Source organism: Shimia sagamensis (genome assembly GCF_900182745.1).
GTDB lineage: Bacteria > Pseudomonadota > Alphaproteobacteria > Rhodobacterales > Rhodobacteraceae > Shimia > Shimia sagamensis.
Genome location: NZ_FXTY01000004.1, coordinates 336732 through 350937 on the forward strand (window position 1 = coordinate 336732; position 14206 = coordinate 350937).

The 14206-nt window shown below is 58.3% G+C and carries 15 protein-coding genes; 6 read left to right on the forward strand and 9 right to left on the reverse strand.

Annotation, left to right across the window (positions count from 1 at the left end; all coding sequences use genetic code 11):
• Nucleotides 1-308 precede the first annotated feature (308 nt).
• Nucleotides 309-605 (forward strand): nuclear transport factor 2 family protein, encoded by a 297-nt coding sequence (locus QOL67_RS12445; protein WP_283426287.1) that lies wholly within the window; start codon nucleotides 309-311, stop codon nucleotides 603-605.
• A gap of 17 nt (nucleotides 606-622) precedes the next feature.
• Here the strand turns inward: QOL67_RS12445 and QOL67_RS12450 are convergent, their stop codons facing one another.
• Complete coding sequence (locus QOL67_RS12450) at nucleotides 623-1249, reverse strand: Crp/Fnr family transcriptional regulator (protein WP_283426288.1); 627 nt, start codon at nucleotides 1247-1249, stop codon at nucleotides 623-625.
• A 238-nt stretch (nucleotides 1250-1487) separates the two neighbouring features.
• Between QOL67_RS12450 and QOL67_RS12455 the strand changes: the two genes are divergently transcribed.
• Both QOL67_RS12455 and QOL67_RS12460 read left to right on the forward strand, forming a co-directional pair.
• On the forward strand, nucleotides 1488-2918 hold the full coding sequence (locus QOL67_RS12455) for a cytochrome P450 (protein ID WP_283426289.1): 1431 nt from the start codon (nucleotides 1488-1490) through the stop codon (nucleotides 2916-2918).
• A gap of 1 nt (nucleotide 2919) precedes the next feature.
• Nucleotides 2920-4056: an alkane 1-monooxygenase gene (locus QOL67_RS12460; RefSeq protein ID WP_283426422.1), complete on the forward strand. Its 1137-nt coding sequence runs from the start codon at nucleotides 2920-2922 to the stop codon at nucleotides 4054-4056.
• On the opposite strand, the gene QOL67_RS12465 is transcribed toward QOL67_RS12460, so the two are convergent.
• Genes QOL67_RS12465 through ubiT form a run of 4 tightly spaced genes read right to left on the reverse strand, consistent with a single transcriptional unit; the run spans nucleotide 4053 to nucleotide 7674 of the window.
• Nucleotides 4053-5246 carry an NnrS family protein gene (locus tag QOL67_RS12465; protein WP_283426290.1) on the reverse strand — a complete coding sequence of 398 codons (1194 nt, stop codon included), beginning with the start codon at nucleotides 5244-5246 and terminating at the stop codon, nucleotides 4053-4055. The two genes, QOL67_RS12460 and QOL67_RS12465, sit on opposite strands and share 4 nt — an antisense overlap.
• Entirely contained in the window at nucleotides 5243-6154 is a 912-nt protein-coding gene (ubiV, locus tag QOL67_RS12470; RefSeq protein ID WP_283426291.1) for a ubiquinone anaerobic biosynthesis protein UbiV, read from the reverse strand. The genes QOL67_RS12465 and ubiV overlap by 4 nt, the downstream gene beginning before the upstream one ends.
• A gap of 3 nt (nucleotides 6155-6157) precedes the next feature.
• Entirely contained in the window at nucleotides 6158-7135 is a 978-nt protein-coding gene (ubiU, locus tag QOL67_RS12475) for a ubiquinone anaerobic biosynthesis protein UbiU (RefSeq protein ID WP_283426423.1), read from the reverse strand.
• Nucleotides 7135-7674 (reverse strand): ubiquinone anaerobic biosynthesis accessory factor UbiT, encoded by a 540-nt coding sequence (gene ubiT / locus QOL67_RS12480; protein ID WP_283426292.1) that lies wholly within the window; start codon nucleotides 7672-7674, stop codon nucleotides 7135-7137. The genes ubiU and ubiT overlap by 1 nt, the downstream gene beginning before the upstream one ends.
• Before the next feature lie 133 nt (nucleotides 7675-7807).
• Between ubiT and QOL67_RS12485 the strand changes: the two genes are divergently transcribed.
• Both QOL67_RS12485 and QOL67_RS12490 read left to right on the forward strand, forming a co-directional pair.
• Nucleotides 7808-9325, forward strand: a complete 1518-nt coding sequence (locus QOL67_RS12485) for a UbiD family decarboxylase (protein ID WP_283426293.1) — start codon at nucleotides 7808-7810, stop codon at nucleotides 9323-9325.
• Nucleotides 9325-9897, forward strand: a complete 573-nt coding sequence (locus QOL67_RS12490) for a UbiX family flavin prenyltransferase (RefSeq protein WP_283426294.1) — start codon at nucleotides 9325-9327, stop codon at nucleotides 9895-9897. The genes QOL67_RS12485 and QOL67_RS12490 overlap by 1 nt, the downstream gene beginning before the upstream one ends.
• Nucleotides 9898-9946: 49 nt before the next feature.
• Here the strand turns inward: QOL67_RS12490 and QOL67_RS12495 are convergent, their stop codons facing one another.
• The 4 genes from QOL67_RS12495 to QOL67_RS12510 are packed head-to-tail and all read right to left on the reverse strand — an operon-like array spanning nucleotide 9947 to nucleotide 13687.
• Complete coding sequence (locus QOL67_RS12495; RefSeq protein WP_283426295.1) at nucleotides 9947-10771, reverse strand: ABC transporter ATP-binding protein; 825 nt, start codon at nucleotides 10769-10771, stop codon at nucleotides 9947-9949.
• Nucleotides 10768-11763, reverse strand: coding sequence for a FecCD family ABC transporter permease (locus tag QOL67_RS12500; protein ID WP_283426296.1), 996 nt, complete (start codon nucleotides 11761-11763; stop codon nucleotides 10768-10770). The genes QOL67_RS12495 and QOL67_RS12500 overlap by 4 nt, the downstream gene beginning before the upstream one ends.
• Nucleotides 11760-12767 carry a FecCD family ABC transporter permease gene (locus QOL67_RS12505; protein ID WP_283426297.1) on the reverse strand — a complete coding sequence of 336 codons (1008 nt, stop codon included), beginning with the start codon at nucleotides 12765-12767 and terminating at the stop codon, nucleotides 11760-11762. The genes QOL67_RS12500 and QOL67_RS12505 overlap by 4 nt, the downstream gene beginning before the upstream one ends.
• Nucleotides 12764-13687, reverse strand: coding sequence for an ABC transporter substrate-binding protein (locus QOL67_RS12510; RefSeq protein WP_283426298.1), 924 nt, complete (start codon nucleotides 13685-13687; stop codon nucleotides 12764-12766). The genes QOL67_RS12505 and QOL67_RS12510 overlap by 4 nt, the downstream gene beginning before the upstream one ends.
• A 156-nt stretch (nucleotides 13688-13843) precedes the next feature.
• On the opposite strand from QOL67_RS12510, the gene QOL67_RS12515 reads away from it, so the two are divergent.
• Complete coding sequence (locus QOL67_RS12515) at nucleotides 13844-14188, forward strand: hypothetical protein (protein WP_283426299.1); 345 nt, start codon at nucleotides 13844-13846, stop codon at nucleotides 14186-14188.
• The last annotated feature ends 18 nt before the right edge of the window (nucleotides 14189-14206 follow it).

Below are 14206 nucleotides of genomic sequence, written 5' to 3' on the forward strand. Positions count from 1 at the left end.
CGTAAGTTTGCGCGGTCATCAAGCCAAATACGTGTATGGATGGATAGAATGCAAGTTTAGATTGAGTCACCATCTTGACGACACTACTTTGTGTGAAAATTGGTTGGGTTTTATAAGTGCAGTTTTTGTCAGGCTTCGCCAAGTAGCGGAGAGATTCGCGCCCAAGTGCGTGTTTCAAACGTGTCGTTTTGCGGTTCCAGCAAATGGTGGGCAAGAAACCAGTAGAAGTATTCGTCGTAATCAAACCCTGCGAGGTCTGCTTGAGCGGCGTGCAACGCCTTGCGTAGGCCCTGCGGGGGGCGTTGCTTGTGGAGGACGTCAGTTTTGTGGTGGCGGAGTTGAGCATTGATCTGCAGAGGCGCGATGCCATTGTGGCCTGGACCAAAGCAAACGCGGCGTCTTTCCCGCCAGGGTTGGCCCATGTGTGGAGCAACTTTGTAATCGGTGGGGACGGGCAGACGGCAGAGTTGAGCTGTATCAGCCGGTCGATCCAGAATTTGGAGGGCGAAATCAAACCCTATGTGGTGGGGCGCTATTTTGAAACATTGGTTAAGACTCCAGAGGGCTGGCGGCTAAAGGATCACCGGCTGCAGTTGAAGGCGTAGAGGTGCCGGTTTGGCGGTTACGATCCGCTGAGCGCGGAGGTGTGCGGTTGGAGAATAGGCATTCGGATGTCGCGCCCCGACACGACAAACTGCCCGTCCGCCTTCAATCGATTGAGAACACGTGAGACTGTCTCTGGTTTGATACCCAACAGATCTGCCAAGTCGGTTCGCGACAATGGCAAATGCATGCGCAAATAAGCGCCGTCGCGGGTGCCGTGCGCCTGCATCAATTTGCCCAAGATACGGGCCAGTCTGGTCTGGTTGCTTTCGGTTGCCGCATCAATGATCCGATCACGGGCGGCGTCAATCTCTGCAATGCTGCGCGCGGTGAGACGGGCCAGCACTTTGGCATCAGTTTGCACCAGCCGGTTGGCGTTGCGATGCGCCACCGTACACACCCGGGACGGCATAAGGGCACGGGCTTCGGTTTTGTGAGTGTCGTTTGCGAGGTAGGAGCGGAAGCCAATAACGTCGCCGGGATATGCGAGCTTTAGCAAGGTGGTGTTGCCGGTTTCACTGTGCGCGCGAATGGCAAAAAGGCCACGCGACACACAGAATACTCCGCGGTTTTCATCCCCTTGCATGTAGAGTGCCTGACCTTCGGCAAACTCGCTGCGAGAAAATCCGCCGGTCAAAAAAGACATGGCACCCTTGCCAACGGGCTGCCACACGCTTTGATCATAAAAAGCACATTGGCTGCAGGGGTGGGCCGAGGGAGATGGCAAACGCATGAAGACCTCATAAGCTGGGCCATGGGAGGATGTGGCCGGGTAAAACTGCTGTGTCACAAATTGACGGCCGGTTTTTTGACAACAATCAATGACCGCAAAATTTTCCCTTCTACATCTGGTTGAATTGCGTGCTGTTTGCGCAGGAAATTTGATGGACAATACAGTGTTTGACACCCCGCACGCAGCCCCGCCGCAGTCTCCTCCAAAGCCAAAACCGCGCGCCGGAAAGGTGTCGCTCTGGTCCTATCTGAAGCTGTTTCGGCAGGATATTCTGTCCGCCCAACCTGCGCATTTGTATCGCGCGTGGATGGCGGAGATGCGCACGCCGTTTTTCCAGTCTTACCTGTGCAATGATCCTGAGTTGGTGGAACTGGTGCTCAAACAACGCCCCATGGATTTCCCGAAATCAGAGCGCATGCGGGTGGGGCTTAAGCCCCTTTTGGGGGAGTCGATCTTTATCTCAAACGGCGCGCTGTGGGCGCGTCAGCGGCGGATCATTGATCCTGCATTTGAAGGCGGGCGGCTGCGCAGCGTGTTTCCGGCGATGTGGGACAGCGGTGTGGCCATTGTGGACCGGCTGCGCCCGCTTGCGGACGGCACCCCAGTTGAGATGGAGGGCCATTGCAGCCATGTGGCCATGGATGTGATTTTTCGCACCCTGTTTTCAGTGCCCATCGAACATGAGATCGCTGCGGCGGCCTTTGAAACCTTCAAAACCCATCAGGCGGCCCAACCCTTGGCCAATGTGGCCGCCGTGTTGCCCATGCCCAAGTGGTTGCCACGTTTTCATTCCCGCAAAACCAAAGAGACCGCGCGCACCATTCGTGGCCTGATTGGGCAATTGACCGAAGCGCGGGCCGCGCAAATCGCGGCGGGAACCGCGCCGGACGATCTGGCCACCAAGATCATGACCACGCCAGACCCGGAGACGGGAAAGACGTTTGAGACCGACGAAATGATCGATCAGGTCGCAATCTTCTTTCTGGCGGGGCATGAGACCTCGGCTGCGGCCCTGTCCTGGTCGCTCTACTTACTTGCGCTTTACCCCGAGTGGCAGGACAAGGTTGCGGCCGAGGCACAGGAGGCGATTGCGCCAGAGAAGATCTATTTCTCAGCCCTGTCAAAACTGCGGGCAGCGCGGGCGGTGTTTCGCGAAGCCATGCGGCTTTACCCGCCGGTGCCGATGTATGTGCGGGAGGCGGCCTGTCCCGAGCATTTCCGCAAGCGCGACGTGAAGCGCGGCTCGCAGGTTATTCTGAGTCCATGGCACCTGCACCGGCACGAACGGCTTTGGGAGCGGCCGGATGAGTTTGATCCGGACCGGTTTGAAACCCCAAACGGCAAGGCGTGCCTGCGCAAAGCCTATATTCCGTTTTCCGCCGGGCAACGGGTCTGCCCGGGGTCAGCCTTTGCCATGGCCGAAGGGACGCTTTTGCTCGCAATGCTGGTGCGGGCGTACCGCTTTGAGGTTGTGACAGAAAAGCCTGCTGTTCCGGTGGCTCATCTGACGGTGCGGTCCAAAGACGGGATATGGCTCAAACTCACACCTCGCGGTGCGGCAAAGGACAAGACACATGACTGAGATGACCACAACGCCGGACAAGGCGCGGCTGCGCGCGTGGCCGTATTGGCTGACACTCACCTTTGTGCCGCTGGTGATCCTGGCCGTGATCAAGGGCGGTTGGACCGTGGCGTTGATCCCGGCTTATGGCTGGGTCCTGATGCCGTTGCTGGACGTCGTGCTGGGACAGGATTTGCGCAATCCGGACCCAGATACGCCGGTGAACGAACTCTTCTGGTTTCGCCTGCTGACGATCATCTGGTTTCCGATCCAGTTCTGCCTCGTGTTTGGCGCGCTGTATTACGTGACACGGGTCGCGGACTATGGCGTCTGGGAAGCATTGGCAATTATGTTTGGCATTGGCGTGACCACCGGCACTGTCGGGATCGTCTATGCGCATGAGCTGTTTCACAAGCCCAACAAGTTGGAGCGCAATCTGGGTGATTTTCTGATGGCCTTGGTGCTCTATGGGCATTTTCGCACCGAACATCTGTTGGTGCATCACCCATATGTGGGCACGGGCCGCGATACGGTCACTGCCCGCTACAACGAAGGGTTTCACCGGGCATTTGCGCGGGTGCTGACGACTGGGTTTGGCTCAGCCTGGCGGGCGGAAAAGGCGATGCTGGCCCGCAAAGGATTGCCCTCCACGCACCTGTCCAACCCGATTTGGAAATACCTCGGCTTGCAGGCGGGATTCTTGGCGCTGGCCTTTGGCATTGGTGGCTGGGTTGGGCTGGGGCTGTTTGCGTTTCAGGCGTTGGTTGCGGTGTGGCAGCTGGAACTGACCAACTATGTGGAGCACTACGGGCTGACACGGAAATACCTCGGCGAGGGCAAATATGAACCAGTGAAGCCACATCACAGCTGGGACTCGGCCCATCAAGTGTCCGGAGCGTTGCTGATCAATTTGCAGCGCCATGCCGATCACCATGTGCACCCGATGCGGCGGTTTCCTCTGTTGCAGGTCTATGATGAAAGCGAAGTGCCGATGTTGCCCACCGGTTATCCGCCAATGACGGCGCTGGCGATGGTGCCCCCGTTGTGGCGACGCATGTTCAATCCGCGGGTGCGGGCTTGGCGGCGGCAGTTTTATCCCGAGATTGAGGATTGGGGCCCCTACAAGACGCTCTCACACGCAGACCCAAGTGAGCGCTAGGTTTTGGGGGCCTTTTTGCCGCTGAGCACCGGGCGGACCGGCGCGCCGATGAGGCTGGGACGCAGGGTGATCAGGAAGGCGCTCCAAGCGGTGATCCAGAGCAGGGCTGCCCCATTGAGGAGTGTGGTTTCGGAAGATGACAAGGGCGCGATCAGGCGCAGGGTGGTGGCAAGCCAGAGGCAGATCATGGCGAGGATGAGCGGCTTGGGGGCTTTGAGCTGGCCAGAAGGCGTGTGTGATCCTGCGCGGCCTGCGACAGCAAGGATCAGGCCGGAAATGGCCCCTATGGTGAGCGCGTGTTTGGTGGCCCCCGCGGGATAGATGGCGGGGAAGAGGTCTGTGAGGGCGAGGGCGGCAAGGCCAAGTGGCAACCAGAGGTAGGCGACATGAAGTCCCGCGAGCAGCGGATTGTGCCGGGTTATAATGCTGCGCCAGCCCGTGGCTGTGAACAGTGTGCAGAAGGACGCAATCAAGAGCGCAAGCGGGCCCAGCCAAGGCAGGCTCAGCACTGTGGCGACCACAGCCACCAACAGGGCGAGCAGTGCACACACCCGCGCGCGGGGCCGGAGGTGTACCGCAAGGTCATAACGACCTGTGATCTGCTGCCAGCTTTGTGTGAACGCCGGGATCATGCGGGCGCCAACAAATGTCAGCAAGAGTGCGAAGCCCAGAAGCAAGAGCTGTGTCAGCGCGATACAGGCTGCAACGTCGCCGGATTTTGCCAAGATGAGGAAAGTCGCATCCAGCGTTGCCAACATAAGGATTGCGGCGACAAAACCAAGCTTTGGGTACGCTTTGGCGCGCTTCAGGCGGATCGCCATGAGACCTGCCAAAACCACCAAGTAGGCGGCATTGACCGGCAGCACCACAGCCAGCGGCATGGTATCAAAGGCCGCCATGACGAGGCGCGCGGCAATCCACGCGCACAACAAGCCCTTGAGTACCAAGCCCCGCTCTGGGGGCTTGCCAATCCAATTGGGCATGGCCGTCAGCAGGTAGCCACCAACGGCTGCGGTGGCAAAGCCAAAAAACAGCTCATGAATATGCCAGAGCACCGGCGCTGACATTGCAGGCGCAGGCACTCCGAAAGACGTGCCCAGAGGCCACCAGGCGATGCACAGTACAGCCCAAACACCGGCGGCTGTGAACAGCGGCCGGTAAGGCGCCTGCCAGAATGCGCTGTGTCTCACGTCCTCGCAGCAATTGGAGGCGTGGACATGGCCACACCCCGGTCTCCGGTCAAAAAGCCGTCTGAGAAGCGGATCTCAGGGGTTTGCCCGGTGATGGCGTTAAGCACAGCCTCGCTGCTGCATTGGCCCTCCACCAAGGCGCGGTACTGGTGGCATAGGTCGGCAAAGCCTTGTGATTGCGGAGACAAGCGCAGGGCCGTCACGCCAGCAGCACGCAATTGGTCGATCTGATGCACCGTGGTGGCGTAGCTGTCGGACAAAGTTTGCACGCCGTTCATGGTCAAGAAGGGCTGCCCATCAAGCGTGGCGACATCCAACCCGTCTGGGTCGTCTTCGCACGCAAACTGACAGTTGTCCTTGGTGCGGCCGTGCAGCCGCGCATGATAGCAGCGACCAGAGATGGCCAACGGCAGGCGGCCATGGCCCCAAACCTCAATCGTCACACCCAGCGCTTCGGCCTCTTTGGCAAGTATCTCTACTGAAGCCAGAGGCAACTCTGGCGGCAGGCAGATACGCGTTGCCCCAAGCGAGGCCAGCCAACGCAGTGTGCCTTCGTTATAGACATTCACCAACGGGCCAACAGAGAAATTGGTGCCTTTGGGCAGGTAAGACAACACGGAGAGGTCGTTAATCTCAACCTCAAGGCCCATCTCCACCAGATCGGCGGTCAGCTTGCGTTCGCGTTTGAGTGTGATCAGGGCAAGGCTGGTCAAGGCGACGTCTTTGCCAGCGGCGATCAAACGTTCGATTGCGCCTGGAATCTGATCCTGAAAAAACGGCAGGCGCTTTGAACAGACCAATTCTCCCAGCACCACACGGTCAACAGACGTCTCGGCGATTTCTTCATAAAACGCAGACCAAGTGTCTTTGGACCAGAAAAACGGGATGGGGGCCACAGTGAGCTGCATGGGTTATCTCCAGGTCTTTTTGTAAGCGCCGGTGGTCATGGCCTGACCTTCGGACAGACGGGCCAGCATGCCCTGCGGCAGGGGGCGGCCATCCTCCAAGGCGTCCACCGCCTCGCGGAAGTTGCGCACCACTTGGGTCACATAAGAGCGCGACCGCTGGCGGCCTTCGATCTTAAGGGCGGTCACGCCTGCTTTTTGCAACTGTGGGATCAGCTGCTCGGCATTCAGACTGACCGGGTCTTCGAACAAATGGTCTGTTTTCTCGCCTGCGGTAAAACAGCCTTTGCAGAGCGTTGGATACGGGGCAGCGTCGCCTTTTTGCGCGCGGTGGATGGTGTAACCGCCCAGTTGGGCATCCAGAACCCCATTGTGATCGTGGTATTCCACGTGGCTGGCCGGGGAACAGACGCCGTTCATATTTGGCGAGCGCCCGGTGGCATATGAGGAGAGCGAACAGCGGCCCTCGGCCATCACACAAAGACCGCCAAACACAAAGACCTCGGTTTCCACTTCGGTTTCCGCGTTGATGGCGGCAATTTCCGGCACCGACAACACACGTGGCAAAACCACGCGCTTCACGTCAAAAGTTTCTGCGTAAAAGTTGACCATGTCAGCATTCGCGGCAGCGGCCTGTACAGACAGGTGGCGGCGCAGGTTTGGATGATTGCGCGCGGCGTAATCAAGCAACCCTGCGTCGGCCAGGATGACCGCATCCGCGCCACAGGAGTCCGCATCTGCCACAGCGCGGTGCCAGATGGCTTCGTCGCCCGCGCGGGGGAAGGTATTGATGGCCACCAGAACTTTCGAGCCATGTTGATGGGCAAAGGCAACGCTCTCGCGCATTTCGGTCCGGTCAAAGTTCAACCCCGGAAAATTGCGGGCATTGGTTTCATCCGCAAAGCCGCAGTAGATCGTGTGCGCTCCGGCTTTCACAGCCGCCCGCAAAGCAGCAGGCGTGCCCGCCGGGCAGACAATTTCCATCACCATGCGGGTTCCTCCGGACGGGTGAGATACAGGCCAGTGCGCCGTTCCAACAGCAACAACGCTCGATGGACCGGCGCGGCAAGCGGACCGGTCAGGTTCATAAGCTCTTCCGAGAAGTCGATTTCCGCGTCATCAATGGCGTTGCGCAGCGCAAGCGAGGCAGAGGTATCACCTTCGATCACCAGATCTCGTGAGAAAAACAGCGCATCCCCATCAAAGCCGCCATGCACAAGCCCCAGAAGCGCGGCCAAAGGCCCTGCGATGCGGGCGGCCCCTTCGACCGGACGGCGGGTCAGTTTGATGGTGGGTTTGCCATTGCCGGGATGCAACAAGATCACCAGCGGCAGATCGGTTGGGTCAATCACAAACGGCGTGTTGGCATAGTCACCCAAGCGGCGAAACAACCCGGGATGTGAGGTGGCAATCCGGCGCGAGAAAGCTGTGAGTGAGGCTGAGAGCGGCGCAAGCGGCACAGCGCGCAACGGCACTGCCAAAAGAGGCGGGCACCGAGGCACGGAAACAGAAGTTTGGGACAAGGAGGACTCCCTTGGTCTTGTCTTGATTGCTCCCTTCGTAAAGTCTGACGGGGAGGGGCAAATTGACGGTGGTCAATTTCGCTCGGCATTTTTGCTGTTAGGCGGAGCGGACAGACAAAAACAGGACTCCCCCGTGCGCCAACTTCCGCCTTTTGCTAGCCTGAGAGACTTTCTGGCTTGGTGCAAAGAGACCGACCAATTTCAAGCCGTTACGGCCCCGGTCGCGGTGCGTCATCAGATGACCGCTGTGCATCGGCATGTGTTGGAGCGGGGCGGGCCAGTGTTGCAATTTGATACGCCGCAATCAGACGCGGGACGCAGATTTGACATGCCAGTGGTGACAAATCTGTTTGGCACCTCCGAACGGGTGGCCGCAGGGCTGGGCATTTCTTTAGAGAATGTCTCAGAGCTGGGACATTTCTTGGCAGCACTTCGGGCGCCAACACCCCCGGACGGCTTGCGGGATGCGCTGTCGCGTTGGCCGATGCTGAAAGCCGCACTTAATACGCGGCCCAAGACGGTGCGATCCGCGCCTGTTCAACAGATTGTGCATGAAGGCGCAGCGGTGGATCTTGGAAAAATTCCGGTGCAAACGCATTGGCCGGGGGACGGAGGGCCGCTGATCACCTGGCCAGTTGTGATCACCAAACCTTGTGGCGTGGAGGCCGCACAGGTGACCCAATATAACGCGGGGGTGTATCGCGCGCAGGTGCTCAACCGCGACAAGCTGATCATGCGGTGGCTGCCTCATCGCGGCGGCGCGGCGCATCATAGAAGCTGGGCACAAGCTGGGGAGCCAACCCCGGTGGCGGTGGTATTGGGTGCAGACCCCGCGACACTGTTGTCAGCCGCCTTGCCCTTGCCGGAAACCGTGTCGGAGCTGACCTTCGCCGGAGCGCTCAATGGGCAACGGCCTGCGATGGTTGCGGCCAAGACGGTGCCGTTGCTGGTGCCAGCAAATGCTGAAATTGTATTGGAAGGCTATGTTTCGCAGACAGAGACAGCGCCGGAGGGCCCATTTGGCGATCACACTGGCTACTATAACAAGGCGGAGCCGTTCCCAGTGATGCAAGTCACAGCAGTGACCCACCGCAAAGACCCGCTTTATTTGTCGACCTATACGGGGCGGCCTCCGGATGAGCCTGCGGTGATTGGAGAGGTGTTCAACCATCTGGCACTGCCAACCATTCAAGCACAGATCCCGGAAATCCGCGACGTATGGCTGCCGCCAGCAGCCTGTTCATACCGCATGGCGGTTATCAGCATCGACAAGCGTTATCCCGGTCAAGCCCGTCGCGTGATGATGGCGCTGTGGGGGATGCTGCCGCAGTTCAGCTACACCAAGATGATTGTGGTGGTGGACGACGACATCGATGTGCGCAATTGGGACGACATTGCCTGGGCATTGGCCAGCCGGATGGATCCGGGGCGCGATGTCTTGCAACTTGAAAACACACCCATGGACTATCTGGACTTTGCCTCGCCAGAGCCCGGATTGGCCGGAAAAATTGGCCTTGATGCCACCATCAAAATTGAGAGTGAGACCCGCCGTGATTGGGGCGCTGTCATGCACACAGCGCCAGCGGACGCGGCCTTTGCGGAAAGCCTCGTTGCTCAGGTGATGCCAGGGCTCAAAAAGGACGCAAAATGATGCGCAACGTAAGAGTGATCGTGGGGATTGCCGGCGCGTCAGGCGCGGCCTTAGGCGTTTCAGTGGTGCGTCAGTTGCGTGAAGTGGGTGCCGAGGTGGATTTGGTGGCCAGCGCGGCGGCTCAGCGCACATTGAAAGAGGAGGTCGGCCCAGACGCGTGGGACCACTTGAAGGCGCAGGCTTCGCAGGTTCACGACGTGCACAACATTGGCGCCAGCATTGCCTCGGGGTCCGTGCCTGTTGCGGGCATGATTGTCGCGCCGTGCTCCATGCGGTCGCTGGCCGCCATCGCTGCCGGGTTGGATGACAATCTGCTGACCCGCGCAGCTGGCGTGCAGTTAAAGGAGCGCAGGCGGTTGGTGTTACTGGCCCGCGAGGCCCCACTGACGTTGGCGCATCTCAGGAACATGACATCGGTGACCGAAATGGGGGCGATTGTGATGCCACCGGTGCCCGCGTTTTACCTGAACCCAACGTCGGTGAACCAGATCGTGGATCAACTGGCCGCGCGCGCAATCGACGTTCTGGGCATTGGGGGTGGTCTTGCAGATCAATGGCAAGAGACGGTCTGATCCAAGGCGGCTGAATGGGACGCGAGATTGTTGGGGCTGCCCAAAATCTCTAATCAAGCCCGACACACATGGTCCTGGCCGTTTCATGGCCAAGTGACGGCTGCATATTTGGCACCGGGCTCACCATTTTGCTGCCCGTTACGGGATCGGCGTAGACACGCGTGCGCAGACCATACACCTGCTCGACAAGCTCTGGCGTCAGGATTTGGTTTGGGGTGCCCGTCGCGTACAGCCGCCCATCTTTCATCACCACAAGGTTGGTGGCAAACCGCGCGGCGTGACCGATGTCATGCAGAACCGCCACAATGGTTTTTCCAGCCGCGTGCAGGGTCTCGGTTAGCTCTAAGACTTCATATTGGTATTTGATGTCCAGAAAACTTGTGGGTTCATCCAGCAGCACATAAGGCGTGTCCTGTGCCACACACATGGCCAAAAACGCCCGCTGACGCTGCCCTCCTGAAAGCTCACTCACCATGCGATCGCGCAAATCTGCAATCGCCACAGCTTCCAGCGCGGCTTCGATTTTTTCCTGATCAGTGCGGCTGCGTACACCAAACAGATTTTGATGTGGCGCACGGCCGTAACCAACCAATTGCCCGACGCTGATCCCGGGAGGCACCACAGGATGCTGAGGCAACACCGCAACCTGCCGCGCAATGGCTTTGGTGGGTTCACGTGCTGTATCTCGCCCCGAAATCCGCACTGTACCGGCACTCAATGGCAGTTGGCGCGCAATGGTTTTAAGCAAAGTGGATTTTCCGCAACCGTTTGGTCCAATCAGTGCGGTTAATTCACCGGCCTTGATGGTGGCGGTTACCTGATCCAGCATGAACCCGCCATATCCGGCACGAATATCAGTCAACTCAATGCTCATTCGCGCGTCTCCATGCGGCTGGTCAAAAGGATAAAAACAAAGAATGGCGCGCCAAACAGAGCCGTCAGAATGCCGGCGGAAATTTCCAACGGCGGCACCAACACGCGACCTGTTGCGTCTGCCAAGACCACCAGAAGCGCCCCTATCAGCATCGCTGTGGGCAAAAGCACCCCATGACGCCCACCCACCAACTGCCGGGCAATATGGGGGGCCATCAGCCCCACAAAGCCAATGACACCCACCACACTGACTGAGATCGAGGCCAGCAAGGTGGCAATCGCCAAAAGTACAAAGCGCTCCAGCCGTACATTCACGCCCAGCGCCGTGGCTTGTGATGTGCCCAAGCGCATAAGGTCCAGTCGGAAGAAAAGGCACAGACAGAGTGCGGACAAAAGCGACAGGAATGGCCAAACTGCGGACAAATGCTGCCAACCGCGCGCCCAAAGGGATCCAGTGAGCCAAACCAAAGGTGCGGAAATTTCAAATGTGCTGGCGGTGACCATAATGAAATCTACCCCTGCGTCGCAGACCAATCCCACCGCAATGCCAACAAGAATCAACCGCTCCGGCGACATCGGGCGCAGGGCCGAAAGGCCGTAAATTGTTCCTGCTGCCAGCGTCCCGCCCAGCAAAGCGACCAAAGGCAACCAGGCCAAAGCCAAGTCCGGCGCCAGCGACGTGCCCAGCAAAACCGCCAGAGCCGCCCCCGAGTTGATGCCGATGATCTTGGGGCTGGCCAGTGCATTGCGCAAAAGCGCCTGCACAATAACGCCTGACAGGGCCATCGCTCCGCCGGTGAGCACGGCCAGTAAACTGCGTGGCAACCGCGACCGATTGATGATGAACCTCTGCTGATCGCCGTCCAGATCAAACAAAGTATTGATGATCACAGATGCCGGTATCTTCACCGCCCCAACAGAGAGCGACCAGACAAAGGCCAGCGTCAACAGGAGGACCAAAGAAGGCAGAGTGATCCGCGCGCGTCTGGTCATGACAGATCTCGCGCAAATACGGTCTGCCATAGAAACCAAGGGGCTCCAATCAGGGCGACAACCACGCCAACCGGTGCTTCAACCGGCGCAGTCAAAACTTTGGACACCCCATCCGCATACAACATGAGCGCTGCGCCAAGCAGGGCCGAAACGGGCACCAAAATGCGATGGTCGCCCCCAAATAGCAGCTTTGCAAGATGTGGCACCACAAGTCCAACAAAGGCAATTGGTCCCGCAACTGATACGCTGACACCGGTCAAGGCAGCGGCTATCAAAGTGCCCAACAACAGAGTGATGCGTGAATCTGCCCCAAGCCCTTGGGCGGACGCTTGTCCAAGGGCCATCAAATTCAATCTTTGTGACAAGGCAAGCGCCGCAAACAATCCCGGCAAGCCCCACAGGGCCAAACGCCGCACCGCGGGCCATCGAATGTCGGTGATATCCCCGACGGTCCACCGCACCACTGACCGTGCCAATTCATCCTCAAGGGTGAAGGCAAAACGGACCATGGCGTAAGAAAACGCCCCAACAGCCACACCGCCAAGTACGAGACGCAAGGAGTCCATACGTCCGGTAAATCCTCCGGAGATGGCAAAGGTCACAACACCTGCGCCAAACGCCCCCACAAGGGCCATTACCTGTAAAGGAACGCCGCTAAACAGGGGCAACACCAACCCAAGAGACAGGCCAAGGGCGGCGCCTTGGTTCAGCCCCAAGATTGCAGGTGACGCCAGCGGATTGCGTGTCGCTGCTTGCAAGATCAAACCTGACAGGGACAAGTTGAGCCCCAACAGCGTCGCCGCAAACATGCGTGGCGCCCGGGTGTCATAGATGACCGTCGCCGCAATCCCCTCCGGCGCCCAGAGATCGGTCAGCCCAACGTCTGATCGTCCCCCGGTTGCCAAGGAGAACAGCGCACCACTGAACAGCACCGCCAAGGCCAGCCCAACGGCCAGCCCGCGCGGAAGCTTACCCGCGCCATGCGCTGTTACGGAATGGCTCACTCAAGCGCGTCCATGATTCTGACGACATCCGCGGCGGTCATCTCTGCTGCCAACATGCCGCGCAGGCGCGACCAATTGTGCGCGGTCACAGGAAGCACCTGATCAGCTTTTACCGAAGTCAGGTTCTCATAAAGGGTTTCACCAGCCCAGCCGTCCACAAAACTGGGGTCGGCATAGGCGCCAACCAGCAGGAGATCGGGGTCAATCTCCGACAGTTGCTCAAGCGTGGTCGGCACATACACCTTTTCATAAACCGCGCCATCAGCGGTTTCCATGTTGCTGTCAAAACCGAACATTTCCAGCAGAGACCCATTGTAGGAGCGGGGAGAATGCAACCACAGACCCTTGGCATTGGTCACGCCAAACTGTGCTGCAATGCCTTCTGCTTTTGGTTTGATCTGAGCGACATACTCCGCCATCGTCGCCTTATGCGCTGTGATCCGCGCCTCCATTTCGACGGATTTTCCAATCGCTGTGCCAATCGCGGCCATCTGCGCGACTGATGCGTGGTAGTCTCCACCAAGGCTGTCCAGAACAATTGTCGGCGCAATTTCTGACAGAGTGTCATAAGCCGCCGTGTGGCGGGTTTTATCGGCAATGATCAGGTCTGGCTGAAGCGATGCAATGATCTCTAGACTTGGCGTTTTGCGTGTTCCAACAGACACCCAGTCGTCGCCAATCACATCGATGTAAGGCGCGATGACACGGTCTCGTTTGCCGTCATCGGCCAGGCCAACCGGCGCAACGCCAACAGAGGCCAAAGCGTCGATGTAGCTGAATTCCAGAACCACAATGCGTTTTGGGTCATCTGGCACGTCAGTGGTGCCCAATTCATGGGTAATATCACGCGCCAGCACAGGGCTCGCCAGCGCAATCAGCGCAGCTGAAAAAACAGGTAGAAGTTTGAAAGTATAGGCCATTTATCCCTCCATGACACAAGCAGGTGACTGGCGGAGGCATAACCTTGGCTGATCTGGAGCGGTTATCTGAATCCTGAAAATTTTTGTCAAGAGATTGAATTTACTCTTGGCCTGATGTGTTTGTGCATTATTGACCGCCTTAAAGGCGGGATTGGTTTGGCTTTGCCTATTTTTCGGTTGGGCTGCATCGTCTACGCGATCGTTAGACAAGACGGCGTCGCCTCGGACTTGCCCCCCAACGTTGATTTTAACCTGAGTCGCTTGAAATTCACGCCGGAAACCCCACGCCATTCTGGTCTGAAAATGGTGTCTGAGGTGTCTTATCAGCGAAAAAAATCAGGTCACGGCGCTCAAAATAGTGTTTCTGTTGAAAGTGCTACAGAGTTTTGGGGTGGCACATCATTCGTCAGGGTTGACATAAATTTCCGTTATGTGAATTATATTTCATCGGTTGATATTTATTGCGGATTCGGGAGGGTGCGCGGGAAACCGGAAAAGTGAGGTGACTGTCATCTCTTT